At 62.5% G+C, this 25,892-nt stretch carries 18 protein-coding genes; 12 read left to right on the top strand and 6 right to left on the bottom strand.

Annotated features, from left to right (window positions below):
* Window positions 1-8: 8 nt before the first annotated feature.
* Genes ACP7B7_RS18285 through ACP7B7_RS18275 form a run of 3 tightly spaced genes read left to right on the top strand, consistent with a single transcriptional unit; the run spans window position 9 to window position 11,417 of the window.
* Window positions 9-7,874 (top strand): tandem-95 repeat protein, encoded by a 7,866-nt coding sequence (locus ACP7B7_RS18285; RefSeq protein WP_426077590.1) that lies wholly within the window; start codon window positions 9-11, stop codon window positions 7,872-7,874.
* A gap of 21 nt (window positions 7,875-7,895) precedes the next feature.
* Window positions 7,896-9,278 carry an efflux RND transporter periplasmic adaptor subunit gene (locus ACP7B7_RS18280; protein WP_426077589.1) on the top strand — a complete coding sequence of 461 codons (1,383 nt, stop codon included), beginning with the start codon at window positions 7,896-7,898 and terminating at the stop codon, window positions 9,276-9,278.
* Window positions 9,279-9,281: 3 nt separating this feature from the next.
* The gene (locus tag ACP7B7_RS18275; RefSeq protein WP_426077588.1) at window positions 9,282-11,417 is read left to right on the top strand and encodes a secretion protein HylD; all 2,136 of its coding nucleotides are present in this window, start codon (window positions 9,282-9,284) and stop codon (window positions 11,415-11,417) included.
* Window positions 11,418-11,501: 84 nt separating this feature from the next.
* Here the strand turns inward: ACP7B7_RS18275 and ACP7B7_RS18270 are convergent, their stop codons facing one another.
* The 3 genes from ACP7B7_RS18270 to ACP7B7_RS18260 form a co-directional block, all read right to left on the bottom strand.
* The gene (locus ACP7B7_RS18270; RefSeq protein ID WP_426077587.1) at window positions 11,502-11,888 is read right to left on the bottom strand and encodes a WapI family immunity protein; all 387 of its coding nucleotides are present in this window, start codon (window positions 11,886-11,888) and stop codon (window positions 11,502-11,504) included.
* A gap of 96 nt (window positions 11,889-11,984) precedes the next feature.
* Complete coding sequence (locus ACP7B7_RS18265) at window positions 11,985-12,389, bottom strand: hypothetical protein (RefSeq protein WP_426077586.1); 405 nt, start codon at window positions 12,387-12,389, stop codon at window positions 11,985-11,987.
* A 68-nt stretch (window positions 12,390-12,457) separates the two neighbouring features.
* Window positions 12,458-12,745 (bottom strand): hypothetical protein, encoded by a 288-nt coding sequence (locus tag ACP7B7_RS18260; protein WP_426077585.1) that lies wholly within the window; start codon window positions 12,743-12,745, stop codon window positions 12,458-12,460.
* Between the two features lie 317 nt (window positions 12,746-13,062).
* On the opposite strand from ACP7B7_RS18260, the gene ACP7B7_RS18255 reads away from it, so the two are divergent.
* The 4 genes from ACP7B7_RS18255 to corA all read left to right on the top strand — a co-directional run bounded on the left by ACP7B7_RS18255 (window position 13,063) and on the right by corA (window position 16,681).
* Entirely contained in the window at window positions 13,063-13,953 is an 891-nt protein-coding gene (locus ACP7B7_RS18255; protein WP_426077584.1) for a TonB family protein, read from the top strand.
* Window positions 13,950-14,792, top strand: a complete 843-nt coding sequence (gene aroE / locus ACP7B7_RS18250) for a shikimate dehydrogenase (protein ID WP_426077583.1) — start codon at window positions 13,950-13,952, stop codon at window positions 14,790-14,792. The genes ACP7B7_RS18255 and aroE overlap by 4 nt, the downstream gene beginning before the upstream one ends.
* Window positions 14,793-14,845: 53 nt before the next feature.
* Entirely contained in the window at window positions 14,846-15,523 is a 678-nt protein-coding gene (gene mtgA, locus ACP7B7_RS18245) for a monofunctional biosynthetic peptidoglycan transglycosylase (RefSeq protein WP_426077611.1), read from the top strand.
* Window positions 15,524-15,715: 192 nt separating this feature from the next.
* The gene (gene corA / locus ACP7B7_RS18240; RefSeq protein ID WP_065309743.1) at window positions 15,716-16,681 is read left to right on the top strand and encodes a magnesium/cobalt transporter CorA; all 966 of its coding nucleotides are present in this window, start codon (window positions 15,716-15,718) and stop codon (window positions 16,679-16,681) included.
* A 23-nt stretch (window positions 16,682-16,704) separates the two neighbouring features.
* On the opposite strand, the gene ACP7B7_RS18235 is transcribed toward corA, so the two are convergent.
* Window positions 16,705-17,193 (bottom strand): nuclear transport factor 2 family protein, encoded by a 489-nt coding sequence (locus ACP7B7_RS18235; RefSeq protein ID WP_426077582.1) that lies wholly within the window; start codon window positions 17,191-17,193, stop codon window positions 16,705-16,707.
* A gap of 249 nt (window positions 17,194-17,442) precedes the next feature.
* Between ACP7B7_RS18235 and ACP7B7_RS18230 the strand changes: the two genes are divergently transcribed.
* Window positions 17,443-18,162, top strand: a complete 720-nt coding sequence (locus ACP7B7_RS18230; protein WP_426077581.1) for an HAD-IA family hydrolase — start codon at window positions 17,443-17,445, stop codon at window positions 18,160-18,162.
* A gap of 7 nt (window positions 18,163-18,169) precedes the next feature.
* On the opposite strand, the gene ACP7B7_RS18225 is transcribed toward ACP7B7_RS18230, so the two are convergent.
* A complete protein-coding gene (locus tag ACP7B7_RS18225; protein ID WP_426077580.1) occupies window positions 18,170-19,153 on the bottom strand; it encodes a helix-turn-helix transcriptional regulator in 984 nt (327 codons plus the stop codon).
* A gap of 463 nt (window positions 19,154-19,616) precedes the next feature.
* On the opposite strand from ACP7B7_RS18225, the gene ACP7B7_RS18220 reads away from it, so the two are divergent.
* From ACP7B7_RS18220 to ACP7B7_RS18205, 4 genes are all read left to right on the top strand, one after another.
* On the top strand, window positions 19,617-19,949 hold the full coding sequence (locus ACP7B7_RS18220) for a hypothetical protein (RefSeq protein ID WP_308924473.1): 333 nt from the start codon (window positions 19,617-19,619) through the stop codon (window positions 19,947-19,949).
* Between the two features lie 13 nt (window positions 19,950-19,962).
* Complete coding sequence (locus ACP7B7_RS18215; protein ID WP_308924474.1) at window positions 19,963-20,652, top strand: hypothetical protein; 690 nt, start codon at window positions 19,963-19,965, stop codon at window positions 20,650-20,652.
* Window positions 20,653-20,659: 7 nt separating this feature from the next.
* The gene (locus ACP7B7_RS18210) at window positions 20,660-21,526 is read left to right on the top strand and encodes a hypothetical protein (RefSeq protein ID WP_426077579.1); all 867 of its coding nucleotides are present in this window, start codon (window positions 20,660-20,662) and stop codon (window positions 21,524-21,526) included.
* A gap of 149 nt (window positions 21,527-21,675) precedes the next feature.
* Entirely contained in the window at window positions 21,676-23,259 is a 1,584-nt protein-coding gene (locus ACP7B7_RS18205; RefSeq protein WP_426077578.1) for a PepSY-associated TM helix domain-containing protein, read from the top strand.
* Between the two features lie 135 nt (window positions 23,260-23,394).
* On the opposite strand, the gene ACP7B7_RS18200 is transcribed toward ACP7B7_RS18205, so the two are convergent.
* Window positions 23,395-25,851, bottom strand: coding sequence for a TonB-dependent siderophore receptor (locus ACP7B7_RS18200; RefSeq protein WP_426077577.1), 2,457 nt, complete (start codon window positions 25,849-25,851; stop codon window positions 23,395-23,397).
* Between the last annotated feature and the right edge of the window lie 41 nt (window positions 25,852-25,892).

Below are 25,892 nucleotides of genomic sequence, written 5' to 3'. Positions count from 1 at the left end.
CCTACACGGTGGCGATTACCGTCAGCCCGGTCAACGATGCGCCGACCGCCTCCGGCACCGCCATCACCACGGCCGAAGACACGGTCAAGTCGGGCAGCCTGCCAGCGGCCACGGATATCGATGGCGATACCATCACCTACGGCAAAGGCAGCGACCCGGCGCACGGCACGGTGGTGGTGAATGCCAACGGCACCTACACCTATACGCCGGTGGCCAACTATAACGGCGCCGACAGCTTTACCTACACGGTGAGCGACGGCAATGGCGGCAGCAATACGTACACGGTGGCGATTACCGTCAGCCCGGTCAACGATGCGCCGACCGCCTCCGGCACCGCCATCACCACGGCCGAAGACACGGTCAAGTCGGGCAGCCTGCCAGCGGCCACGGATATCGATGGCGATACCATCACCTACGGCAAAGGCAGCGACCCGGCCCACGGCACGGTGGTGGTGAATTCCAACGGTACCTACACCTATACGCCGGTCGCCAACTACAACGGCGCTGACAGCTTTACCTATACGGTGAGCGACGTTCATGGCGGCAGCAACACCTATACGATCGCCATCACGATCAGCCCGGTCAACGATGCGCCAACGGCCGGCAATGATTCCATCACCACGCCCGAAGACACCATCAAGTCCGGCACTCTGCCGGCGGCCACGGACCTGGAAGGTGACACGTTCATCTACAGCACGGGAAGTGCTCCCGCGCATGGCCGGGTGGTTGTCAACGACGACGGCAGCTATCTGTATATTCCGGCGGCGAACTACAATGGCAGCGACAGCTTCACCTACAACGTAACGGACAGTCACGGCGCTTCGAACACCTATACGGTTACGATCGACGTCACGCCCGTCAACGACAAGCCGGTTGCCTCCGGCACGGCGATCATCACGGCGGAAGATACCGCCAAGACCGGTAGCCTGCCAGCGGCCACCGACGTCGATGGCGACACCGTCACCTACGACAAAGGCAGCGACCCGGCGCATGGCACGGTGGTGGTCAACGCCAACGGCACCTACACCTATACGCCGGTGGCCAACTACAACGGCAGCGACAGCTTTACCTACACCGTCAGCGATGGCAATGGCGGCAGCAATACGTACACGGTGGCGATCACGGTCAGCCCGGTCAACGATGCACCGACCGCCTCCGGTACCGTGATCACCACCGCTGAAGACACGGTCAAGACAGGTACTTTGCCAGCCGCTACCGATATCGATGGCGATACTGTCACTTACGGCAAGGCCAGCGACCCTGCGCACGGCACGGTGGTGGTCAACGCCAACGGTACTTATACCTATACTCCCGTGGCCAATTACAACGGCGCCGACAGCTTTACCTATACCGTCAGCGATGGCAATGGCGGCTCGAATACCTACACGGTGGCGATCACCATCAACCCGACGATCATCGCCAGCGAAGACACGATCAAGACAGGTACCTTGCCTGTGGCGACAGATCTCAACAGCAATGTCCTTACCTACGCCAAGGCAACCGATCCTGCACATGGCACAGTGACAATCAAGGCTGATGGTACGTACACCTACAACCCGTCGACCGACTATAACGGCGCCGACAGCTTCACTTACACCGTCAGCGATGACAAAGGTGGTTCGAACACCTACACGGCCGTGATCAAGGTCAGTCCGGTCAACGATGCACCAACGGCATCGGCCACGGCGATTACCACGGCTGAAGACACCGTCAAGACCGGCATGCTGCCAGTGGCAACGGACGTCGATGGCGATACCATTACCTATGGCAAAGGCAGTGACCCTGCGCACGGCACGGTAGTGGTCAACGCCAACGGCACCTATACCTATACACCGGTGGCCAACTACAACGGCACCGACAGCTTTACCTACAGTGTGAGCGACGGCAATGGCGGCAGCAATACCTACACCGTGGCGATTACCGTCAACCCGGTCAACGATGCGCCAACGGCATCGGCCACGGCGATCACGACGGCTGAAGACATGGTCAAGTCGGGCAGCCTGCCGGCTGCCACCGATGTCGATGGCGATACCGTCTCCTACACCAAGGCGACCGATCCCGCGCACGGAGCTGTGGTGGTCAATGCCAACGGCACCTATACCTACACGCCGGTGGCCAACTACAGCGGCACGGATAGTTTTACCTACACGGTCAGCGATGGCAATGGCGGCTCGAATACCTACACGGTGGCGATCACCATCAACCCGACGATCATCGCCAGCGAAGACACGATCAAGACAGGTACCTTGCCTGTGGCGACAGACCTCAACAGCAATGTCCTTACCTACGCCAAGGCAACCGATCCTGCACATGGCACAGTGACAATCAAGGCTGATGGTACGTACACCTACAACCCGTCGACCGACTATAACGGCGCCGACAGCTTCACTTACACCGTCAGCGATGACAAAGGTGGTTCGAACACCTACACGGCCGTGATCAAGGTCAGTCCGGTCAACGATGCACCAACGGCATCGGCCACGGCGATTACCACGGCTGAAGACACCGTCAAGACCGGCACGCTGCCAGTGGCAACGGACGTCGATGGCGATACCGTTACATATGGCAAAGGCAGTGACCCTGCGCACGGCACGGTGGTAGTCAACGCCAACGGCACCTACACCTATACGCCGGTGGCCAACTACAACGGCACCGACAGCTTTACCTACACCGTCAGTGATGGCAATGGCGGCAGCAATACCTACACCGTGGCGATCACGGTCAGCCCGGTCAACGATGCACCGGTGGCAGGCAATGATGCCATCACCACGGCGGAAGATACCGTCAAGATCGGCACCCTGCCAGCCGCCACCGATATCGATGGTGACACCGTCACCTATGGCAAAGGCAGCGACCCGGCGCATGGCACGGTGGTGGTCAACGCCAACGGTACCTACACCTATACGCCGGTGGCCGACTACAACGGCGCGGACAGCTTTACCTATACCGTCAGCGACGGCAATGGCGGCAGCAATACGTACACGGTAGCGGTCACCGTCAGTCCCGTCAACGATGCGCCGGTGGCAGGCAATGATGCCATAACCACAGTGGAAGACACCGTCAAGACAGGCACTTTGCCAGCCGCCACCGATATCGATGGCGATGCCTTTACCTACGACAAGGCGACCGATCCTGCTCATGGCGCAGTGGTAGTCAACGCTGATGGTAGCTACACGTACACGCCAGCGGCCAACTACAACGGCGCCGACAGCTTCACCTATACCGTCAATGATGGCAAAGGTGGCAGCAATACCTACACGGTAGCGATCACGGTCACGCCGGTCAATGATGCACCGGTGGGCAGCGGCACAAGCATTATCACCAGCGAAGACACGGTCAAGACCGGCACCCTCCCGGTGGCCACCGACGTCGATGGCGATACGCTGACCTACGGCAAGGGCAGCGACCCTGCGCATGGCACGGTCACCGTCAACCCGGACGGCAGCTATATCTACACACCGGCCGCCAACTATAACGGCGCCGACAGCTTCACCTACACCGTCAATGACGGCAAGGGCGGCAGCAATACCTACACCGTGGCGATCACCATCAGCCCGGTCAACGATGCACCGGTAGGCAGCGGCACGACGATCACCACGGCTGAAGACACGGTCAAGTCCGGCACCCTGCCAGTGGCCACCGATGTCGATGGCGATACGCTCACCTATGGCAAGGGCAGCGACCCTGCGCATGGCACGGTGGTCGTTAATCCTGACGGCACATACAGCTACACGCCGGCAGCCAACTACAACGGCGCCGACAGCTTTACCTATACCGTCAACGACGGCCAGGGCGGCAGCAATACCTATACGGTCAATATCGTGATTACCCCGGTCAATGATGCACCGGTAGGCAGCGGCACGACGATCACCACGGCTGAAGACACGGTCAAGTCCGGCACCCTGCCGGTGGCCACCGATGTCGATGGCGATACACTCACCTATGGCAAGGGCAGCGACCCTGCGCACGGCGTGGTAGTTGTCAATGCCGATGGCACGTACACGTACACGCCGGCAGCCAACTACAACGGCACCGACAGCTTTACCTATAACGTCAACGACGGCCAGGGCGGCAGCAATACCTATACGGTCAATATCGTGATTACCCCGGTCAACGATGCACCGGTGGGCAGCGGCACAAGCATTACCACCAGCGAAGATACCGTCAAGTCCGGCACCCTGCCAGTGGCCACCGATGTCGATGGCGATACGCTCACCTATGGCAAGGGCAGCGACCCTGCGCACGGCGTGGTAGTTGTCAATGCCGATGGCACGTACACGTACACGCCGGCAGCCAACTACAACGGCACCGACAGCTTTACCTATAACGTCAACGACGGCCAGGGCGGCAGCAATACCTATACGGTCAATATCGTGATTACCCCGGTCAACGATGCACCGGTGGGCAGCGGCACAAGCATTACCACCAGCGAAGACACCCTCAAGACCGGCATCCTGCCGGTGGCCACCGACGTCGATGGCGATACACTTACCTACGGCAAGGGCAGCGACCCTGCGCATGGCACGGTCACCGTCAACCCGGACGGCAGCTATGTCTATACACCGGCCGCCAACTACAACGGTCTTGATAGCTTTACCTACACCGTCAATGACGGCAAAGGTGGCAGCAATACCTACACCGTGGCGATCACCATCAGCCCGGTCAACGATGCACCGGTAGGCAGCGGCACAAGCATTACCACCAGCGAAGACACGGTAAAGACCGGCACATTGCCAGTGGCCACCGATGTCGATGTCGATACGCTGACCTACGGCAAGGGCAGCGATCCTGCGCACGGCACAGTAGTGGTCAACCCGGATGGCAGCTATGTCTACACGCCTGCGGCCAACTACAACGGCGCCGACAGCTTCACCTATACCGTCAATGACGGCAAAGGCGGCAGCAATACCTACACCGTGGCGATCACCATCAGCCCGGTCAACGATGCACCGGTCGGCAGCGGCACAAGCATTACCACCAGCGAAGATACCGTCAAGTCCGGCACCCTGCCAGTGGCCACCGATGTCGATGGCGATACGCTCACCTACGGCAAGGGCAGCGACCCTGCGCATGGCACGGTCACCGTCAACCCGGACGGCACTTATGTTTATACGCCAGCGGCCAACTACAACGGCGCTGACAGCTTCACCTATACCGTCAATGACGGCAAGGGCGGCTCGAACACATACACCGTGGCGATTACCGTCAGCCCGGTCAATGACGCACCGGTCGGCAGCGGCACTACCATCACGACCGCGGAAGATACGGTCAAGACCGGCACCCTGCCGGTGGCCACCGACGTCGATGGCGATACGCTCACCTACGGCAAGGGCAGCGACCCTGCGCACGGCGTGGTAGTTGTCAATGCCGATGGCACGTACACGTACACGCCGGCAGCCAACTACAACGGCGCCGACAGCTTTAGCTATACCGTCAACGACGGCCAGGGCGGCAGCAATACCTATACGGTCAATATTGTGATTACCCCGGTCAACGATGCACCGGTGGGCAGCGGCACAAGCATTACCACCAGCGAAGACACGGTCAAGACCGGCACACTGCCGGTAGCCACCGACGTCGATGGCGATACGCTCACCTACGGCAAGGGCAGCGACCCTGCGCACGGCACAGTAGTGGTCAATGCCGATGGTAGTTATGTCTACACACCGGCGGCCAACTACAACGGCGCGGACAGCTTTACCTATACCGTCAATGACGGCAAAGGTGGCAGCAATACCTACACGGTGGCGATTACCATCAGCCCGGTCAACGATGCACCGGTGGGCAGCGGCACAAGCATTACCACCAGCGAAGATACCGTCAAGACCGGCACCCTGCCAGTAGCCACAGACGTCGATGGCGATACGCTCACCTACGGCAAGGGCAGCGACCCTGCGCATGGCACAGTAGTGGTCAACCCGGATGGCAGCTATGTCTACACACCGGCGGCCAACTACAACGGCGCGGACAGCTTTACCTATACCGTTAATGACGGCAAAGGTGGCAGCAATACCTACACGGTGGCGATTACCATCAGCCCGGTCAACGATGCACCGGTCGGCAGCGGCACAAGCATTACCACCAGCGAAGACACCGTCAAGACCGGCACACTGCCGGTGGCCACCGACGTCGATGGCGATACGCTGACCTACGGCAAGGGCAGCGACCCTGCGCATGGCACAGTAGTGGTCAACCCGGATGGCAGCTATGTCTACACACCGGCGGCCAACTACAACGGCGCGGACAGCTTTACCTATACCGTCAATGACGGCAAAGGTGGCAGCAATACCTACACCGTGGCGATCAATATCACCGCCGTCAACGATGCACCAGTGGGCAGCGGCACAACGATCACCACGGCGGAAGACACGGTCAAGACCGGCACCCTGCCGGTAGCTACCGACGTCGATGGCGATACACTTACCTACGGCAAGGGCAGCGACCCTGCGCATGGCACGGTCACCGTCAACCCGGACGGCAGCTATATCTACACGCCGGCCACCAACTACAACGGCGCCGACAGCTTCACCTACACCGTCAGCGACGGCAAGGGCGGCAGCAATACCTACACCGTGGCGATCAATATCACCGCCGTCAACGATGCGCCGACTGCTTCCAACGGTACGGCCAGCGTGGATGAAGATGCGGTGCTGTCGGGTTCACTGCCGGCGGTGGTGGACGTCGATGGCGATAGCGCGACGTATGCCAAGGCGGGCGACCCTGCCCATGGCACTTTGATCGTCAATGCCGACGGCAGCTATGTCTACACGCCGGTGGCCAATTACAACGGCGCCGACAGCTTCAGCTACACGGTCAGCGACGGGAAGGGCGGCAGCACCACCTATACCGTCAATATCACGGTCAACCCGGTCAACGATGCACCGGTCGCGCCTGGCAGCGTGCCGACGCCGGCCGACCTGTCCGCCGGCGTGGCGATGCCAACGCTGACGGTGCCGGCGTTTACCGACATCGACAACGCCTCGCTGAACTACACGGCTACGCTGGCCAACGGCAGCGCCTTGCCGGCCTGGCTGGTGTTCGATCCGGCCACGCGCACCTTCAGCGGCACGCCGGCCAGCGACGCCGCCGGCACCTACACGGTGCTGGTGCGTGGCAGCGATGGCACGGCGTCGAGCAGCGTTGCCGTCAACTTCACCGTGTTGCCGCTGCCGCAGCAGCCGGTGATCGCGCCGGAGCCGGTCACCGTACCGGCCCCGGTGGTGGTGGAAACGCCACCGGCGCCGGCGCCATTGCCGGTGGCCACCTTGCCGCCGCTGCCGGTCTTCGTGCCGACCCCGGACATTGTCGACACGCGCATCAACGCCGCCGCGCCGCTCAACATGGGGGGCAGCGATGCGACGATACAGCTCGATGGCCGCGGCATCCGTGCCGCCGACTTGTCGAACGGCGAGTATCGCCGCGCTGCCGAAATGAGCGATCTGTACACCGACAACAACGGCTTCCGCACGGTGGTGGCGAAGGCGGAAAATCCGGCGCTGATGCTGTTCCAGGGCGTGCCCGACCAGTATGCCGAGAGTGGCCGTGCGTTGGTGATGACGATCCCGAGCGACGCCTTTGTGCACACCCAGGCCGACGCCGTGGTGCGCCTGGCCGCGACCCTGCAGGATGGCCGTCCATTGCCATCGTGGGTGCAGTTCGATGCGCAGACCGGCAAGTTTACCGGCGAGGTGCCGAAAGGCCTGGTGGGCGAACTGCGCATCAAGCTGACGGCGCGCGACATCAACGGCCATGAAGCGACGGCGCTGTTCCGCATCAACGTGGGCCAGGCGAAAAACGCCATGGGCAAGAGCGGCTTGAGCGAGCAGCTGCGCCAGGCAAGTGCGGTGAATGCGGCGTATCGCGCCAGGGCATAAGTGATGGCATTACAAGGTTAGATGATGGAAAACACGCAACAAGCCGCAGCCAGTACCGGAAACGGCCCGCTGGCAACGCTGCTCGACATGGCGCACCGTGTGCGCCATGTCGGCGAGCGGGTCGAACTGGATTTCCTGGCCGTCAACGGCAGCCATGCGCTGGCGCCCTATCGGCAGGCGGCGCTGTGGTTCGAAGACCGCAAGGCGTGCGCGCTGTCGGGCGTGGTGCAGATCGAAGCCAATGCGCCGTATGTGCAATGGCTGGAGCGGCTGTGCGCGCAAGCGCCGGCCGGTGCGCTGACGGCCGTCGATTTCGACGGCGAGATCGCGGCAGAATGGGCCGAGTGGCTGCCGGCGTATGCCTTGTGGCTGCCGCTGCCGGCTACCGAAGGGTTGTTGCAGTCGCCACGCGGCGGCTTGCTGCTGGCGCGCGACACACCGTGGCTGGAGCATGAAGTGTCGCTGCTGACCGAATGGTGCGACGTGCTGCGCCATGCGTATGCGGCCGTCACGAAGCCGGCGCCGTGGTCGCCGTTTGCATTGAAGTCGCGCTGGAAGCATCGCATGGCGCAGGAAAAAAGCGCGGCCTTGCCCTGGTGGCGCCGGCGCAAGGTGCAGGTGGCGCTGGGCGTTGCGGTATTGCTGTGCATTCCCGTGCGGCTGACCATCCTGGCGCCCGGTGAACTGGTGCCGGCCAATCCGGCCGCCATCCGCTCGCCGCTGGAAGGCGTGATCGAACGTTTTCATGTAAAACCGAACCAGATGGTCAAGAAGGGCGATCCGCTGCTGGACTTCGACCAGGCCCAGTTGGATAGCCGCTACCAGGTGGCCAGCCAGGCGCTGGCCACGGCTGAAGCGGAATACCGCCAGTCGCTGCAGCAGGCGCTGACCGACAGCAAGTCGAAGGTCTTATTGTCTTCCTTGCAGGGCAAGATCGAAGAGCGCCGCGCCGAAAGCGAATTCCTGCATGGCCAGGCCGAGCGCGCGCGCATCGTCGCGCCGCGTGACGGCATCGCCCTGTTCGACGATCCCAGCGAATGGATAGGCCGGCCCGTGATGACGGGCGAGCGCATCATGCGCATCGCCACGCCGAAAGACGTGGAAGTTGAAGCGTGGCTGGGCGTGGGCGACGCGATTCCGCTGGCGGCGGGCGCCGAGACCAGCTTGTACCTGGGCGCCAGCCCCCTGCAGGCGGTGACGGCCAAGGTCCGCTATGTATCGTATGAAGCGCTGCCGCGGCCCGACGGCAGTTATGCCTACCGCGTGCGCGCCACGCTCGATGGCCCGACCGAACACCGCGTGGGCCTGAAGGGTACCGCCAAGCTGACGGGGCGCTGGGTGCCGGCCGCCTACTGGATCATGCGCCGGCCCATGGCGGCGGTCCGCCAGATGGTGGGGCTGTAAGCTTTGGACAATCTGCTGCCGCGCCAGTTCGAGCACCTGCGCCTGCCGCCGCTGCGCGAAGAACTGAGCCTGCACGCCGGCCCCGCGCTGGCGACCGGGGAACCGAGCTACACGCTGGAGGACCCGGTGCGCAACCAGTTCTTCCGCATCGACTGGCTGACCTTCGAGGTGCTGCGGCGCTGGGCGCTGGGCAGCCCGCAGCAGGTGCTGCGCGATATCGAACAGGACACGCCGCTCGATATCGGTTATGGCGAGATCGAATCGGTGCTCGGCTTCCTGGACCAGAACCAGCTGCTGCAGCCCGATCCCATTTCGTCCGTCAAGGTGATGGCCGCGCGCCACAAGGCGCAGCAGGGCGCCTGGCATACGCAACTGCTGCACAGCTACCTGTTTTTCCGCATCCCGCTGGTCAAGCCGGACCGCTGGCTGACGCGCGTGGCGCCCTCGTTCGAATGGATATTCTCGAACACCTTTGCGCGCCTGACCCTGCTGGCGCTGCTTGTCAGCGGCATCCAGATCTACCGTGAATGGGACCGCCTGGGCAGCATGCTGATGGACACCTTCACGCCCACCGGCCTGGCCTGCTACGGCCTGGCGCTGGCCGGCGTCAAGTGCGCGCATGAACTGGGCCATGCCATCACGGCCAAGCGGCGCGGCTGCCGCGTGCCGACCATGGGCCTGGCTTTCCTGGTGCTGTGGCCCGTGCCGTACACCGACACCAACGACGTCTGGCGCCTGAACAACAAGCACCATCGCCAGCAGGTGGCGGCGGCCGGCGTGGCGACGGAACTGATCGTCGCCATCTGGTCCTCGCTGGCCTGGGCCGTGCTGCCGGACGGCGTGCTGCGCTCCATCGTGTTCCCGCTGGCGACCACCACCTGGATCGCCACGCTGGCCATCAACGCCAGCCCCTTCATGCGCTTCGACGGCTATTTTGTCGTCTCCGACTGGCTCGACATGCCCAACCTGCATGGACGCTCGTTTGCGCTGGCGCGCTGGGATTTGCGCGAGCGCCTGTTCGGCCTGGGCGCGCCGCCGCCCGAATACTTTCCGCCGCGCCGGCACTGGGGCCTGATCCTGTTTGCCTGGGGCGTGTGGCTGTACCGCCTGACGCTGTTCCTCGGCATCGCCATACTCGTGTATCACTTTTTTATCAAACTGGTGGGGATCTTTTTGTTTGCGATTGAAATGAGCTGGTTTATCCTGCGCCCGCTGGCCACCGAATTGCGCGTCTGGCGCAAGCTGTGGCCGCAGATCAAAACCACCCGCCGCACCCGCCGCACCGCCTGGCTGCTTGGCCTGGCCGTGCTGCTGTTCGTGCTGCCGTGGCCCACGCGCGTGCAGTCGAGTGGCGTGCTGCGCCCGGCCGAAGTGTTCCCCATCCACGCGCCCGAGCACGCCATGCTGTCCGCGCTGCCGCTGCGCGACGGCGCGAAGGTCAAGCCCGGCGACGTGATGCTGCAGTTCGCGGTGGCGGAAAACGCCAGCCAGCGCCAGGGCCTGGAAGCGCAGATCGACAGCCTGCGCTGGCGCAGCGAAGGCGCCGGTTTCGACGTCGAACAGCGCGCCCAGAGCATGGTGCTGCGCGAGCAGTTGGCCAGCTCCGAAGCCAAGCTCGACCTGCTCAAGGAACAGGCCGCGCGCTACAGCCCGGTGGCGCCGTTCGCCGGCACCTTGCGCGATATCGACAGCGAACTGGCGCCGGGCGTGTGGGTCGGCAAGAACGAGCGCGTCGGCGTGCTGATCAGCGACAAGGGCGAGGAAGTGAGCACCTATCTCGACGAAGACACGGTGCGCCGCGTCGCCGTCGGCGACAGCGCGCGCTTCTATCCTGATGGCCTGGAAGGCCCGTTCGTGCGCCTGGAGGTCAGCGGCATCGACCAGGACGCCACTCATGTGCTGCCGAGCGGCATGTGGTCGGCCCAGCACGGCGGTTCCGTCACGGCGCGCGACAAGCAGGGCTACTGGTTCCCGGAACACGCCGTCTACCGCGTCAGCTTCAGGGTAACGGAATCGTCGGGTGACCTGGCCGGCCGCAGCTGGCGCGGCAAGGTGGTGATCGCCGCCGACTGGGAGGCACCGGGCGCGCGGCTGGTGCGTGGCGTGGCGGCGCTGTTGTGGCGGGAGGCGGGGTTTTAAGGCAGCCGGTTCAGCTATTGCTCTTTATTGCGTCCATTGCCAGGCTCTGTAGGCGAACCCGCCAGGATGGGACGGGGCATTACGCTACGCATTTATCGCACCTAACTGGGCTAGAATCGGCGGCAGAAAAGTCTGGTCGATATTGAATTCAAACGCCAGTTTATTTCTGTTGTGAAAAGGTTGTGACCAAGCTTCACCGCTAACATCGATGTGACCCAGCTTATTTACCCGTAAATAAAAGGTCACCTGGTTCTCGCGCGACGAAAATTCGGCTACGCCTGCCAAGGCGGTGTTCAATGCCTGCAGTTCTCTCTCGAAGGCTTCAAAGTCCCCAGGTTCGAACGACGCGACGACAAGACCGTTGAAACCATGGACCTGAATTGTAATTTGTGCGCGCAGCCAGCCCGGGTACGCGGGTTCGATTTCGAGCCGCAAGAATTCTGTGGCAGTGCCAATGTGGAGTTGATGCATGGGTGGCCCAAGGTTTTATATATCGTGAATCAGCATATGCGTGATGGGTTACGTGATCCGCAAGTCTGCTGCTGACAAGTTGTTGCCATTGCCTCGTCAACTTGATTCAAGCTTGGCAGTCTCCCATGTCGTGATATCAAGGCGCCTGATGTGGAAATCGACGTACCCGTTGCATGGGGCACCCATCTCCACAATAAATCCTTGTACCTCGACCAGACCTTCCGCCTGATCGATCACGCGGCCTCGCCCTCTGTACGAGTAATGTTCGGTACGTTCGATCCACTCCGTGGACACGGCCTCTTTTTCATCTTCGGGCCAGTCCGACAGGAAGGCGGCCAGCACCTCAGCGTCCAGCACAGCCAGTCGATTGCCGATCAGGTCACCTGCCTTCAAATCACAAGGGTGGCAAAACGCGGTGACCTCGCCTGTTTTGCTGCGCAGGGTGACGGATGCAGCTTCATCATTTGGCGGATCGACCAGCACGACAGTGAGCTTGTTCATTTGTTCAAAAACCTTGTCTGTTCAAATAAAGCAGGAGATCAGAATTGCTTTTTCGTCCACCTCGGCTACTACTCTTCATCGTCATCGCTCTCAAGCAACAGGATGCGCTGTACTTCATCATCGCTTGGCTGAAAAGCGGCACCGCGTGTCTCGTAAATTTTTACCAAACCCAGTAGACTCAAAAGATCATCCGCTATAAAAATACAGTTGTCGTTTTCAGCCTGATATTGCGGTTCAGTGGTCTTGTCTCGGGTCACAACATAGCCAAGTTCTTGCAAAATGCCGAGTGCAGGAGCCAGCGTGTTAGCAGCAGCGGCAAGTCGAGTTTTATTTGTCATTTCATTCAATTCATCCATTCTTTTGAAGCATCTTGACCGCCGCAACTGCGAATGCCATCTTCAATGATCAGCCTTATCAGACGGCCATTTTCATCAACATAAGCGGCCAGTCGATCATTAAATATCCTTTAAAGAACTGGAGAAGCGTTTCATGAGTATCCATCGTTCAGTGTACGGCGCAAGTTGCTCAGACTGCAAGAGGTGCTTGGGCTCGCCATCAGCTGATCCGGTACGCAGTAAACAGCTTTCCACCCACCCCTTACAAAAACTGGCAGTTGCACGCCGGCTTTGACGTAAAATTCACCATTTCCCGACGTCATGGACTTGCTGCCAGCGTGAAGCTTATCTTCTTACAACACCGATTCCTGGCCATCGCTGTCGCCGCTTCGCTGCTGGCGCATGGCGCCTTGCTGGCGGTGCATTTTGTCGCGCCCGCGCCGCAGCGCGCGGTGGCTACCGATCCGGGCCTGGAAGTGATACTGGTCAATGCCAAGCATGCGGCCCAGCCCCTGAAGGCCGATGCTCTGGCGCAAGCCAATCTCGACGGTGGTGGCCAGGCCGACAAGGGGCGCGCCAAGTCGCCGCTGCCGGACATGCGCAAGGTGGAGGAGGGCGACAGCGTCAAGGCCAGCGCGCGTCGGATCACGGAACTGGAACAGAAGCAGCAGGAGCTGCTGACCCAGGCGCAGAAGGCTACGCCCTACAGCGCCGCGCCGGTAACGGAAAAGGACAAGCCCAATCCGCTGGCGACCGGGTCGGACTTGCTGGAGAGCAGCAAGGCGATTGCCCGCATGGCGGCCGAGATCAGCCAGACGGTGGAAGACCAGAACAAGCGTCCGCGCAAGACCTTCATTACGCCCAGCACGCAGGAGGTCGGCTATGCCATGTATTACAAGACCCTGCAAAAGCGCATCGAGGATATCGGCACCTTGAATTTCCCGCAAAAAAATGGCCGCAAGATGTATGGCGAGCTGGTGGTCTACATTCCGATTTTCCAGGACGGCACCATTTACCAGAAGGAAGGCGGCATCCGCGTCGAGAAAAGCTCGGGCAACCCGGCGCTCGATGCGGCGGCGATCGCCATCGTGCGCCGCGCGGCGCCGTTTGGCCGCTTTCCGCCGAACATGCTGTCCAGCGACAAGGACGACCTGTGGGTCGTCATTACCCGATTCAAATTTACCCGCGAAGAAAAAATGGAAGCTAACCTGACAGGCGGCGGCAATTGAGCACCGAAGAGATCACTCCCGACGCCTATTGCGTGTTCGGCAACCCGATTGCCCATAGCAAATCACCCGCCATCCATGCCGCCTTTGCCCAGCAAACGGGCGAGGCCATCGTCTATGAACGCCGGCTGGTGCCGCTGGACGGCTTTGCGCTGGCGGCGCGCGGCTTTGCGGCCGAAGGCGGGCGCGGCGCCAATGTAACGGTGCCGTTCAAGCTGGACGCCTGCGCGCTGGCGACCGAACTGACGCCGCGCGCGCAAGCGGCCGGCGCGGTCAATACCCTGCGCTTCGATGGCGATGTGATTCTTGGCGACAATACGGACGGCGCCGGCCTGGTGGCCGATATCGTGCGCAATGCCGGCGTGGCCATTCTTGGCAAGCGCGTGCTGCTGCTGGGCGCCGGCGGCGCGGCGCGTGGCGTGGTGCTGCCGCTGCTGCAGGAGCAGCCGTCAGAGTTGTTCATTGCCAACCGCACCGTGGCCACGGCCCAGGCGCTGGTGGCGCAATTCCAGGAGGCCGGCCAGGCCGTCGAGGGCCTGCGCGCGGGCGGCTTCGAGCAGCCCGATGGCCAGTTCGATATCGTCATCAACGCCACTTCGGCCAGCCTGGCGGGCGACTTGCCGCCGGTGCCGGCCACCGTGTTTGGCAGCCACACGCTGGCGCTGGACATGATGTATGGCGCGCAACCGACCGTCTTCATGGATTTTGCCGCTCAGCATGGCGCACAGGTGCGCGATGGCCTGGGCATGCTGGTCGAGCAGGCGGCCGAAGCCTTCTTTGTGTGGCGCGGCGTGCGGCCCGACACACAAGAATTGCTGGCGCTGCTGCGCGGTGCGCTGTGAAGGCGGTAAAAAAAGGCGCGCGCAAGGGCGCGTCTGCCAGCCGCTATGGCTGGATCAAATGGCTGTTCATCGTGCCGGTGCTGGCTTTTATCGTGGTGCAGCTGTATTTCTTTTTGCAGATATGGTGGTGGGTCGACCATAACCCGACCAGCACCGCCTTTATGCGCGAGCAATTGTCGAGCTTGCAGGAAAAGAATCCGAAGGCCGTGATCCAGCAGACCTGGGTGCCGTACGAGCGCATCTCGAACAACCTGAAACGCGCCATCATCGCTTCGGAAGACGCCAATTTTTCCGAGCACGAAGGCATCGATTGGGAGGCGCTGCAAAAGGCGTACGAGAAAAACAGCAAGAAACAGAAGGTGGTGGCCGGCGGCTCGACCATTACCCAGCAGCTGGCGAAGAATCTGTTCCTGTCCGGCTCGCGCAGCTATGTGCGCAAGGGCCAGGAACTGATCATCACCTACATGCTGGAAAGCCTGATGGACAAGCAGCGCATCTTTGAAATCTATCTGAACGTGGTGGAGTTCGGTCGCGGCACCTTTGGCGCCGAAGCGGCGGCGCGCCATTATTACCGCACCAGCGCGGCCAAGCTGAACGCGAGCCAGGCGGCCAAGCTGGCCGTGATGCTGCCCAATCCGCGCTATTACGACAGCCATCGCGACACCGGCTACCTGAACCGGCGCACCGGCGTGATCCTGCGCCGCATGGGCGCGGCGGAATTACCACAGTGAGCGGCGTGTTCGAATAGGCAAGCATGGCAGAAAGACAGCGTGGTATGGATGCTGCGCCGCACTATTTCGGTGAAAAAGGGCGGCGCGGGGGTGGTCGTGAAAAGGGCTTTGCGAGTACACTTGCGCTGTTTTGATTTTTGGCGCCAGCGCCAGCAAATATTACGATAACCCCACATCCGGCTGAGAGCGCGCATGATCAATGTCTTTGTATTACAGAATGGCCGGCTCAACCAGGTGCCGATCGACAGCCGCGCAGACCTCGAAAATGCCGAACCGGTGTGGGTCGACCTGACCGATCCGACCGATGATGAGCGGGCCTGGGTCAAGGCAACCTACAACGTTACCCTGCCGGGCGAAGACGAAGTCAAGGATATCGAAGCGTCGGCCCGCTATTACGAAGCGGAAAACGGCGACCTGCATCTGCGGACCGATTTCTTGCTGGAAGAAGACGACGGCCCCTCGCGCGTGATCACCGTGGCCTTTATCCTGGCCCGAAAAATCCTGTTCTCGATGCATACGGACGACCTGCCCGTGTTCCGCCTGGTGCGCATGCGCGCCCGTTCGCGGCCCGGTTCGATCGCCGACTACATGGACGTGCTGCTGGACCTGTACGCCACCGACGCCGAATACTCGGCCGACGTGCTCGAAGGCATCTACCAGAACCTGGAAGAAGTCAGCACGCGCGTGCTGCAAAAGGAATTTACCGATGCGCACGCGGCCGAAGCGTTGAACGCGATTGCCCACGAGGAAGATTTGAATGGCCGCATCCGCCGCAACATGATGGATACGCGCCGCGCCGTCAGCTTTTTGATGCGCGGCCGGCTGCTCAATTCCGAGCAGTTCGAGGAAGCGCGCCAGATTCTGCGCGATATCGAATCGCTGGACGGCCATACTTCCTTCCTGTTCGACAAGATCAATTTCCTGATGGACGCCACCGTCGGTTTCATCAACATCAACCAGAACAAGATCATCAAGATCTTCTCGGTGGCCAGCGTGGCCTTTTTGCCGCCGACCCTGATCGCCAGCGTGTACGGCATGAACTTCAAGTTCTTGCCGGAACTGGAATGGACCTTCGGCTATCCCTGGGCCTGGGGCCTGATGATCACCAGCGCGATTGCGCCATTTTTATATTTCCGCCATCGGGGATGGTTGAAATGATGAAAGGGCCTTGCGGCCCTTTTTTATTGCGGCTGCGCCGGCCGTTTCGGCGCGATGCCCGTGTACTGGGCCGACATCAGTTTCCACGCCGCTCCCTCCTTGACCGCCACATAACTGGCGCGCATTGCCATCTGGCGCTGCTGCCCACCCGCGTTGACCGAGATCGCCAGCTTGCCGATCAGCACGGCCGTGCCACCCGTCACGCGTACCAGCGGTTCCTCGACCGTGATGACGGGCGTGGCGGTCTTTTTTTCCGGCGCATAGAAGGCCAGCATTTTCTCGCGCGTGTCGACTTCGCCCATCGGCGAGACCTCCACGTAATTGTCGGCCGTCAGCGCGGCCAGCTTGGGCACGTCGAACCGGGTCTGCGCCGCCACGTGCTGGCGCACCAGGTTCAGCACGTCGGCCGCGTCGTCCGCCAGCGCAGCTTGTGCAAAGGTGGCGCAGAAGGCGAAAGCGGCAAGGGAGGACGCGAAGGGAAATCGGCGCTGCGGCAAGCTGGAAGAAGTCATGGCTGGGGTCCGGTTGGGCCTGATTCAAGCGATCAGGGCAGCATGCAGTATGCCTTCGGTATTTGGATAAAAGCAACTGCCTGCATGGCGCCAGCGCACGGCTGAGGACGGCAGAAGGGGAAATCTGGGATAATCACAGTCTGCCGTTATCAAACCGCGTTGAAAAAAAGTATCGCAAATCATCCGCTTTTGACGTGGCCCGGCCCGTCAACTCTCCCTATCATTGCCTGTCCCTACCCTGGAGTGTCCATGCCTGATACCGCCGCCCACACTGGCCCGCGTTTTACCCACCTGATCAGCGACTGCGATGGCGTGTTGATCGACAGCGAGGCCGTGGCCCTGCAGGCGCTGCTCGACTTGCTGGCGCCGCAGCTGCCGGATTTGCCCGAGGGCGTCACCCTGCAAGGCCTGATCGAACCGCGCCTGGGCCTGCGCCTGGTGCCCTTGATCCATGATATCTATGCCGAACTGGGCTTGCCGCAGTTGCCGGAAGAAGAAGTGCTGGCCATCGGCCACGGCGTCAACGTCCGGTGCGATGAGCAATTGAGTGCCGTGCCCGGCGTGGCGCAGGCGCTGGCCGCGATCGACCTGCCGAAGGCGGTCGCCTCGAACAGCGTCAGCGAACGCGTGCACGCCGCCTTGACCCGCACCGGCATGGTGGACCTGTTCGGTGGCCGCTACTTCACGCCCGACCTGGTCGGCCACGCCAAGCCGCACCCTGGTTTGTACCTCGCGGCGGCGGCCGCCTTCGGCGTGCCGCCAGGCCAGTGCCTGGTGCTGGAAGACAGCGTCACGGGCGTGACCGCCGCTGCCGCCGCCGGCATGACGGTGCTGGGCTTTATTGGCGGCGGCCATATCGCCGCCGGCCAGGAAGCGCGCCTGAAAGCGGCTGGGGCCAGTTACGTATTCAGCGAGATGGCCAGCTTGCCGGCGCTGGTGGCCAGCTTGATGCAGCGTACGACGGCCTGACCTGCGTTTATTCCCGCACCGCCAGCAACGCCCCCAGCAGCGCGACGTTGTTGATGTTCAGCTTGTTGAAGATGGCCTTGATCTGGCTGCGGATGGTTTCCGGCGAACGGTTGAGCTGGGTGGCCACCTGTTTTTGCGTCAGGCCGTGGGCGATTAGCTTGGCCACCAGGAATTCGCGCTCGCTCAGCGTGTCCACCGTTTCGCTGGCGCGCGCCTTTAAAAACAGCAAGCCCTGTTCGCGGTGACCCCGCACGATAACGCCGCCAGCGGCCACATGCGGCTGGTCCGGCTGGCTGACCAATTGCTTCAGCAGCGCCGGCGGCAAGTGCTGCGGATCGTCGGTGCGCCAGGCGGCAAACACCAACGCTTTGAAGCGGTCGTCGGCATGGTAAAGCACACCTCGCTGGTCAGCGATCGCGACCGACCATTTGGCGCGCACCGTGTCATGGCTCAGGCGGTCCAGGTGGACCAGGCGGTTGATGGCCAGCGCCTGCATCAGGTGCGGCGCCAGGCAGGCCAGCAGATCGATCTCCGGTTTCAGACAGCGCGCCGCCAATTCGGCACGGTACAGCGACACCCACTGCACGAACCGGGTGCCGGGATGGATGTCCGAGGTGATCAGCATGTTGACGTGGCCAAAGTCATGCAGAAACTGCCGGAACGCCGTGTTGTGCTCCCCGGGAAAATCCTCGACCCGAAAACCGATGGTCATGGTGCGCTGCGCCGTCACTTGCACGGCAGCGGTGTCGCAGTGCTTCACTTTTTCGTAGGCCTCCAGCATCGCCGGCGAGGAATTGTGCAGGTGGATGCTGTGGATGTCGATGCCACCCTCGCGCATGGTGGCGGTGCCCCACATCGAGGAGTCAAAGGCCAGGCAGGTTTTGAGCAGTGTCAGCGCCGCGTCCTGGAATAGATGGACCGGGCATTCCTGGGCCAAGCGGTAGAGCGCGAGCAGCAGATTGCTGTATTCCGGAAGCAGGCCTGGGCGCATGGAGAGAGGGACGGGTGGATCGCCCGACCACTCTAAACCAGCGGTAATGAATTGCCAAGAAGAATGCGGAAATAGCAGCGGAGTTGTTGTTTTATAAATAATGGCGCATTGGACGCGTATCCACATCTCTCTCCTCGACGTGAAGTTGCTTTGCCGAAAAGAGCCCCAATGGTTGTTTCAGATAACAAAGATTTCTGTTTTCCCAATTTATCCCATAAATGGGGGATAGGCAAACCAGTTGGTTTGAGATGTAATGATGGCAACTGTTCAGCCCCATGAACAGGTGTTGTCAATAGCGAAATTCCGCTTGGAAAAGAGGTCATCTGATAAGGGGTCGCTCACTTCAAGCAAAAATTGATGTTTTTGTGTCGCTCTCATAGGACTGAATAGTTGCGATATTTCAATACAATAATTTCCTTGTCATTCGATTAAAAAAACTGTCATATTTATATTGGGTTATGTCATGAAAAATGCTTTATTACTGACTGTGTTGCTGGGCACGATGCCATTGCATGCGATGGCGCAGACGTCGCCGGCTGTACCCGTGCCTGCGGTGGCACCCGCGCCAGCGCCCGACAAGAGCGCCGACGAGGAGGAAAAGGACGATGACCAGACAGTGGTCGGCATGAAAGATTCGGCCAGCAAGGCGCCGGTGACGACGGCTGGCGCTGTCGCCACGACGGGGATCAGTACAACGATGCTGGTAGGCATCGGCACCGCCATCGCCATCGCCATCGGCGTGGCCAGTTCGGGTGGTTCCGGTTCGTCGACCAGCCATTCGGCTGTTCATCACTAGGCGCAGGCAATCCATGGTAGCGCGCGCCACACTGATGGTCTTGTGCTGTGCCGCGCTGCTTGGCGCCTGCGCGGCGCCCAAACAGGCGGCCGTGCCGCTGTCGGCCAGCGCCTTGTCGGCCCGGCCGGTGCGCATCGGCGTGGTGATGAGCACCGTGCCGACCGCCGATACGCACTTCCCTGGCGCCGGTTGCCTGCTGTGCATCGCCGCCGTTAGCGTTTCCAATACCGCGTTGACGGCGCATGTGCGCACCTTGCCGACCGAGGACCTGCTGAGCATCAAGGAGGACCTTGCCGAGTTGCTGCGCAAAAAAGGGCACGAGGTGATCGTCATCGCCGAACCGCTCGATATCGATGCCTTGCCCGACCGCCAGGACAGCAAACCGAACGGCGCCAAAAAGGATTTTTCGGCGCTGGGCCGGCAATACCGGCTCGACAAGCTGCTGGTGATTCATCTGACCAAGGTCGGCGTCAACCGTAACTACAACAGCTATATTCCGGCCGGCGACCCGCAGGGCCTGGTAGCCGGCGCCGGCTATATCGTCAATCTCGACGATCATGCATACGACTGGTACCGTGCGCTGCGCCAGCTCAGGAGCGCCACCGGCAATTGGGACGAAGCGCCCGCTTATCCCGGCTTGAGCAATGCCTATTTCCAGGCCATCGAAGGTGCGCGCGATGCCTTGCGCAAACCCTTGTATTGACATGGCGATGCTGAGAACAGCCGCGTTCGCGGTACTGGCCTGGTCGCTGTGCGCCGGTGCGCTGGCGCAGCAGCCGGCGCTGCCTGCCACCTGGTCCTTGCGCCTGCCGCAGCAGCAGGCGGTGGCCTTTCGCGGCCTGGCCAATTTCGACAGGGCCGGCAAGGGTGCATCGGGTACCACCTACATGATGCCCGGCATCGCCGGTTTTGCGGCGGCGCTGGCCGCCCATGCCCTGGTGATCAATAGCGGCCTGGAACAGCGCAAAAGCGAGATCGAACTGGCGGCGGACCAGGTGCTGCTGCCTTACCTGCCGGTGCTCGATGCCATGCGCCAGGACACACTGATGGCGCAGGCGCTGGCACGCGTGGCGCCTGGCAGTACGCCGCGCTTGATCGCCTTTTTCGATCACGACGAATCGGGCTGGATCGTCGAAAGCACGCCGCTGTTCGCCATGACCCAGGACCAGAGCGCGCTGGTGCTCGATAATGCGATCGCCGTCCATGCGCCGGGCGCGCCGAAGCAGGCTGCCTACCGCAACACCGTGCGCGTGGTCTCGCGGGCCAGCACGCATGCCGACCTGGAAGCGTACTGGAATGCGCAGCAAGGCCGCCAGTTGCTGGACCAGAGTGCCGCCTTGCTGGCGCTGTCGATCGAGATCGCATTGCAACAGGCCTACAGCGGCGGCGATGCGCCCGCCGACCTGGGCGTTTTCAGGACGGTACGCTATCACGAAGGCCGCAAGGAAGCCGCCGAGCGCGCCCAGGTGCTGTCCGAACGGTGCGGACGCGCGCTGATTAGCAATTTGCGCGGCTGGCTGATGTCGGTGCCCTTGCTGCAGCCCGGCGCGGATCCTGCCTGTGCCACGGCGCCCTGAGGCGACGCTAGCCGGCGCCATCCACGGTTCGGCCCACACTGGCTTGGCGGTGTTGTTTTCTCCCTGCGCTGGTTCCGCTTTTATCCGCTTTATCCGATTCATCAACAAGGCCTACGCGCCACCGATGAACCGATGAAAGCCACCATTCCATGCCCTTGCACCACTCCACCCGCTACCGCCTCGGCGTGGCTGCGCGCCTGCTGGCCGCCATCCTGGGCGGCTATGTCCTGACCGTCGCCATTACCTGGATGCTGGCCGTGCTGCTGCCACAGAGCCGCGTCGATGCGGTGATGACGGCTACTCTGCTGTCTTTCCTGGTCTATGCCGTCATCATCCTGTGGGTGTTTGCCAAAAAGGGCAGCCTGCGCCAAGCCATGGCCTGGCTGCATACTTGGTCCGGGCTGTTCGTCTGCTGGCTGCTGCTGATGGTGTTCATGAGTGGCACGGCGTCGTACTACCGCGACGAAATCAGCTTGTGGATGAAGCCGGAGCTGCAGGCGGCCGCCAGCGCCGCACCGGTGCCGCCCGTGCTGGCGGCGCAATCGGCGCTGGCCTATCTGCGTGCGAACGCACCCGACGCCACGCGCTGGGTGATCGAGTTGCCGACCGGCCGCCAGCCGGCGCTGGCCGTCAGCTGGGTCGACACAAAGACGGCCGTCAAAAAACGCCGCGCGCGCCAGGACCAGGTGCTGCTCGACCCGGCCAGCGGCGCACAGCTGCCGGCGCCGCGCGCCACCGAAGGCAGCGACTTCCTGTTTCGCTTGCATTTTGATCTGCACTATATGCCGATCGTGTGGGGGCGCTGGATCGTCGGCATCGCCGCCATGGGCATGCTGGTGGCCATCCTCAGCGGCGTGATCACGCACCGGCGCATCTTCAGGGATTTCTTTACCTTCAGGCCGCACAAGGGACAGCGCTCGTGGCTCGATGCGCACAATGCGGTGGCCGTGCTGGCGCTGCCGTTTCATTTGATGATCACCTATACGGGGCTGGTGACCCTGATGTTCATGTATATGCCGGCGCCCAAGCAGGCGCTGTATGGCGGCGACCAGAAGACCTGGCTCAAGGACGCGTATCCACAAACGGCGCGCAAGGTCACGCCCTCGGGCCAGCCGGCGCCGTTGACGGACCTGGCGCCGCTGCTGGCGCAGGCGAGTACACGCTGGCGCGGCGCGGCGCCGGGGCGCATCGTGATCGATTATCCGGGCGACGCCAGCGCCACCATCGCGCTTGCGCGCCAGGCGGGCCTGTCGTTTTCGAATAGCGAGCCGGTGCTGCTGTTCCAGGGCGCCAGCGGCCAGCTGCTCGCCGCCACCGACTACGACGCCATCACGCCCTCGGAAGCGCGGCGCGCCATGTACGGCTTGCACCTGGGCCGCTTTGCCGATCCCTTGCTGCGCGCGCTGTTCTTTTTGTGCGGCCTGGCCGGCTGCGCCATGGTGGCCACCGGCGCCGTGCTGTGGGGCGTGCGCACGCGCGCCCAGGCGGTAAAGGCCGGACGTATCGGCTTCGGGCTGCGGCTGGTCGACGCCCTGAATATCGGTGCGATTGCCGGCCTGCCGATCGCGTTTGCCGCGTTTTTCTGGGCCAACCGGCTACTGCCGGTCGGCATGGCGCAGCGCGCCGACAGCGAGATCGCCTGCTTCTTCGGCGCCTGGGCAGTGGCGGCGCTGCTGGCGCAGATCCGTCCGACTCTTGGCATGTGGCGGTTTCAGCTGGGGCTGGGAGCGTGATTGTGGGGCGGGCTGATGCCGTTGACCCTGGCGACCACCGAGGTGGCGCTGGCGGGTTTTGACTGGGTGGCGCTGGTGGTGGGGCTGCTGCTGGCGGGAACGGCGTTCAAGCTGAAAAGCCGCCCCCGGGACTGATCAATACTGGCCGCGTACCGTCAACATGGCGCCGCGCGGGGCGCCATAGTAGTAGCCGGGGCCATACTCGCGGATCTTCTCGTAGTACACCTTGTCGAACAGATTGCTGACATTGAGCTGCGCCTGCAGGTTGCGGCTGATGCGGTAGGAGACAAACGCCGAGGCGGTGGCATAGCCGCCCTGGCGCGCAAACGCGGTGCCGCTCTGGCTGGTGATTTCGCTTTGCAGGTTGACGCCGCCGCCGGCCGACCACGCATGCAGGTCGCCGGGCAGGGTGTAGCTGGAAAACAATCGCAGCAAATGGCGCGGCGTGGTGGTGCGGATCGCCTTGCCCGTATTGCTGGCCGTGTCGCGCACGTTTTTCGTATTGTTCAGGGTGTAGCCGGCCGACAGGTTCCAGTTGCTGCCGACCTGGCCCGATACTTCCGCTTCCACGCCACGGCTGCGCTGCTCCCCCTGGGCGATCTGGCAATAACCGTTGCTGTAGTCGGGCAGGCAGGGGTTGGTCGAACTGAGGTCATCGACGCCCTTGCCGTTCTGTTCCAGCTGGAAGATGGCCAGGTTGGCATGGAGTTTTTTGTTGAAAAACTCGCCTTTGACACCGAGTTCGAGATTGCGGCCCGTGATCGGCGCCAGCGCCTTGCCGGTCTTGTCGAAGGCGCGCTGCGGCGTGAACACGTCGGCGTAGCTGCCGTACAGGCTCAGATTGTCATTGAGCGCATACAGGGCCGCCACGTAGGGCGTGAATTCCGCGTCGACGCTGTAGGCGCCGGCACGGTTGTTCGGCTTGTAGTCCCACCAGCTGATGCGCGCGCCAAGGATGACGGTGAGCGGATCGCTGACATTCAGGCGCGCGGTCGCATACGCGCCCTGTTGTTCCGTCAGGTTTTTGACATAGGTGCCGGTGAAGGCCGGCATGGCCGGCATGGCCACGTTGTACGGGTCCCAGGTGTAGGGATCGAGGCCGGTCATCGATGGCAGGCCGGCCAGGGTGGTGCAGGAGCCGGCCGTCGGCTGGGCATAGTCGCGCGAGCCGTTGGCGCCGACCACCAGCTCATGCTGGCGGCCCAGCAGGGTGAACGGGCCGCTGGCGTACAGGTCCCAGCTGGTCTGCTGGGCCGTGTAGTCCTTTTCGCCGCAGCGGCTGATCTGGTAGTTGATCTTCGATGGATCTTTTGCGTTGCGCGAGATCAGCGTCTGCACATAGCCGTCGGCGCCGTGCATGCGCTTCATGTTGATGAAGTTGAAGCTGGCCTTGGCGCTCCAGCCATTGCCGAACTGGTGTTCCAGGCTGGCGAAGGCTTGTTTGTTTTCGCGGTCCCAGTGGTTTTCCGACGAACCCAGGTAGGTGTCGCGCGCGAATTGCATCGGACTGCCGTCGATATTGGCCAGCAGGTTGCCCCAGGCGCCATTGGTTTTCAGGGTCGACCATTCCAGGCCGGCCAGCAAGGTGGTGGCCGGTGCGATGTCCGCCTCGAGCACCGCATACAGCACGCTTTTGTCGGACTTGCGCGCCTTTTGGAAATGGTGGCGGCGGTCTTCCACGGCCACCACGCGGCCACGCACGCTGCCCGAGGCGTTCAACGGCGCCGAGATATCGCCTTCGGCCCGATACGTATCCCAACTGCCGACGGTGGCCGCGCCGCCCGCGGAAAACTGCGAAGTGGGGCGCTTGCGCACCAGGTTGACGGCGCCCGAGGGGCTGCCGGCGCCGCGCATCAGGCCGGCCGCGCCGCGCAGCACTTCGGCGTGATCGAGGGTCGCCATGTCGGGCTGGATATAAAAGCCGTTGCCGCTGCCCGGCGTGATGGCGGCGTTGCCGTCGAACTGCACGTTGGTGATTTCCTGGCCGCGCGCGTAATAGCCCACGCGCTCCGAATCGGTGTTGAACACTTCGATGCCGGGCGTGCTGCGCAGCACATCGGTCAGGTCGCTCAGGCCCTGGTCTTCGATCTGCTGGCGCGAGATGATGGTGACGCTGTGCGGCGTGTCGCGCAGGCTGGCGTTATTTTTACCCAGCGACAGGGCGCCGCCGCTGTAGGCGCCGCTGCCTTCGCTGGTGCTGTCGCGCGCGCTGACCACGCTGATGGCCGCCATGGTTTTATAGCCGGTGGCGTCGACCTGCGCCGGCGGCGCCGCGCGGCACAGGGTGTAACTGCCATCGGCATTGCGCACCGCTTCCAGGCCGCTGCCGGACAACAGCTGCGCCAGGGCGGTGTCGACGCCATGGCTGCCCTGCAGGCCGCCGCTGGTCTTGCCGTTGGCCAGTTCGGTGCTGCCGGCCAGCAGGATGCCGGACTCGCCGACAAAGCGGGCCAGCACGGCGCTCAAGGGGCCGGCCGGAATCTGGTAGGCGCGCACTGGCGCAGCTTGCTGGGCCTGGACGGCGACAGGCGCCAGGAAAGCGCCGAGGGTGCCAGCAATGGCCAGGCGCATCAGGTAAGAAGAAGTGGACATGGATCTCTTTGGGCTATGGGTTCAATAAAAGCAGGAACGGC

Origin of the sequence: Janthinobacterium sp. PSPC3-1 (assembly GCF_049896105.1) — a bacterium.
Taxonomy (GTDB): domain Bacteria; phylum Pseudomonadota; class Gammaproteobacteria; order Burkholderiales; family Burkholderiaceae_D; genus Janthinobacterium.
This window is presented reverse-complemented; position numbering and strand designations above follow the sequence as displayed.

What these genes read in the sequence shown, in the direction of transcription:
- ACP7B7_RS18280 (WP_426077589.1), top strand. Translation starts at nt 7,896, where the DNA reads ATGATGGAAAACACGCAACAAGCCGCAGCCAGTACCGGAAACGGCCCG.
- ACP7B7_RS18270 (WP_426077587.1), bottom strand. Translation starts at nt 11,888, where the DNA reads ATGCATCAACTCCACATTGGCACTGCCACAGAATTCTTGCGGCTCGAA.
- ACP7B7_RS18265 (WP_426077586.1), bottom strand. Translation starts at nt 12,389, where the DNA reads ATGAACAAGCTCACTGTCGTGCTGGTCGATCCGCCAAATGATGAAGCT.
- ACP7B7_RS18260 (WP_426077585.1), bottom strand. Translation starts at nt 12,745, where the DNA reads ATGGATGAATTGAATGAAATGACAAATAAAACTCGACTTGCCGCTGCT.
- corA (WP_065309743.1), top strand. Translation starts at nt 15,716, where the DNA reads ATGATCAATGTCTTTGTATTACAGAATGGCCGGCTCAACCAGGTGCCG.
- ACP7B7_RS18235 (WP_426077582.1), bottom strand. Translation starts at nt 17,193, where the DNA reads ATGACTTCTTCCAGCTTGCCGCAGCGCCGATTTCCCTTCGCGTCCTCC.
- ACP7B7_RS18230 (WP_426077581.1), top strand. Translation starts at nt 17,443, where the DNA reads ATGCCTGATACCGCCGCCCACACTGGCCCGCGTTTTACCCACCTGATC.
- ACP7B7_RS18225 (WP_426077580.1), bottom strand. Translation starts at nt 19,153, where the DNA reads ATGCGCCCAGGCCTGCTTCCGGAATACAGCAATCTGCTGCTCGCGCTC.
- ACP7B7_RS18220 (WP_308924473.1), top strand. Translation starts at nt 19,617, where the DNA reads ATGAAAAATGCTTTATTACTGACTGTGTTGCTGGGCACGATGCCATTG.
- ACP7B7_RS18215 (WP_308924474.1), top strand. Translation starts at nt 19,963, where the DNA reads ATGGTAGCGCGCGCCACACTGATGGTCTTGTGCTGTGCCGCGCTGCTT.
- ACP7B7_RS18210 (WP_426077579.1), top strand. Translation starts at nt 20,660, where the DNA reads ATGCTGAGAACAGCCGCGTTCGCGGTACTGGCCTGGTCGCTGTGCGCC.
- ACP7B7_RS18205 (WP_426077578.1), top strand. Translation starts at nt 21,676, where the DNA reads ATGCCCTTGCACCACTCCACCCGCTACCGCCTCGGCGTGGCTGCGCGC.
- ACP7B7_RS18200 (WP_426077577.1), bottom strand. Translation starts at nt 25,851, where the DNA reads ATGTCCACTTCTTCTTACCTGATGCGCCTGGCCATTGCTGGCACCCTC.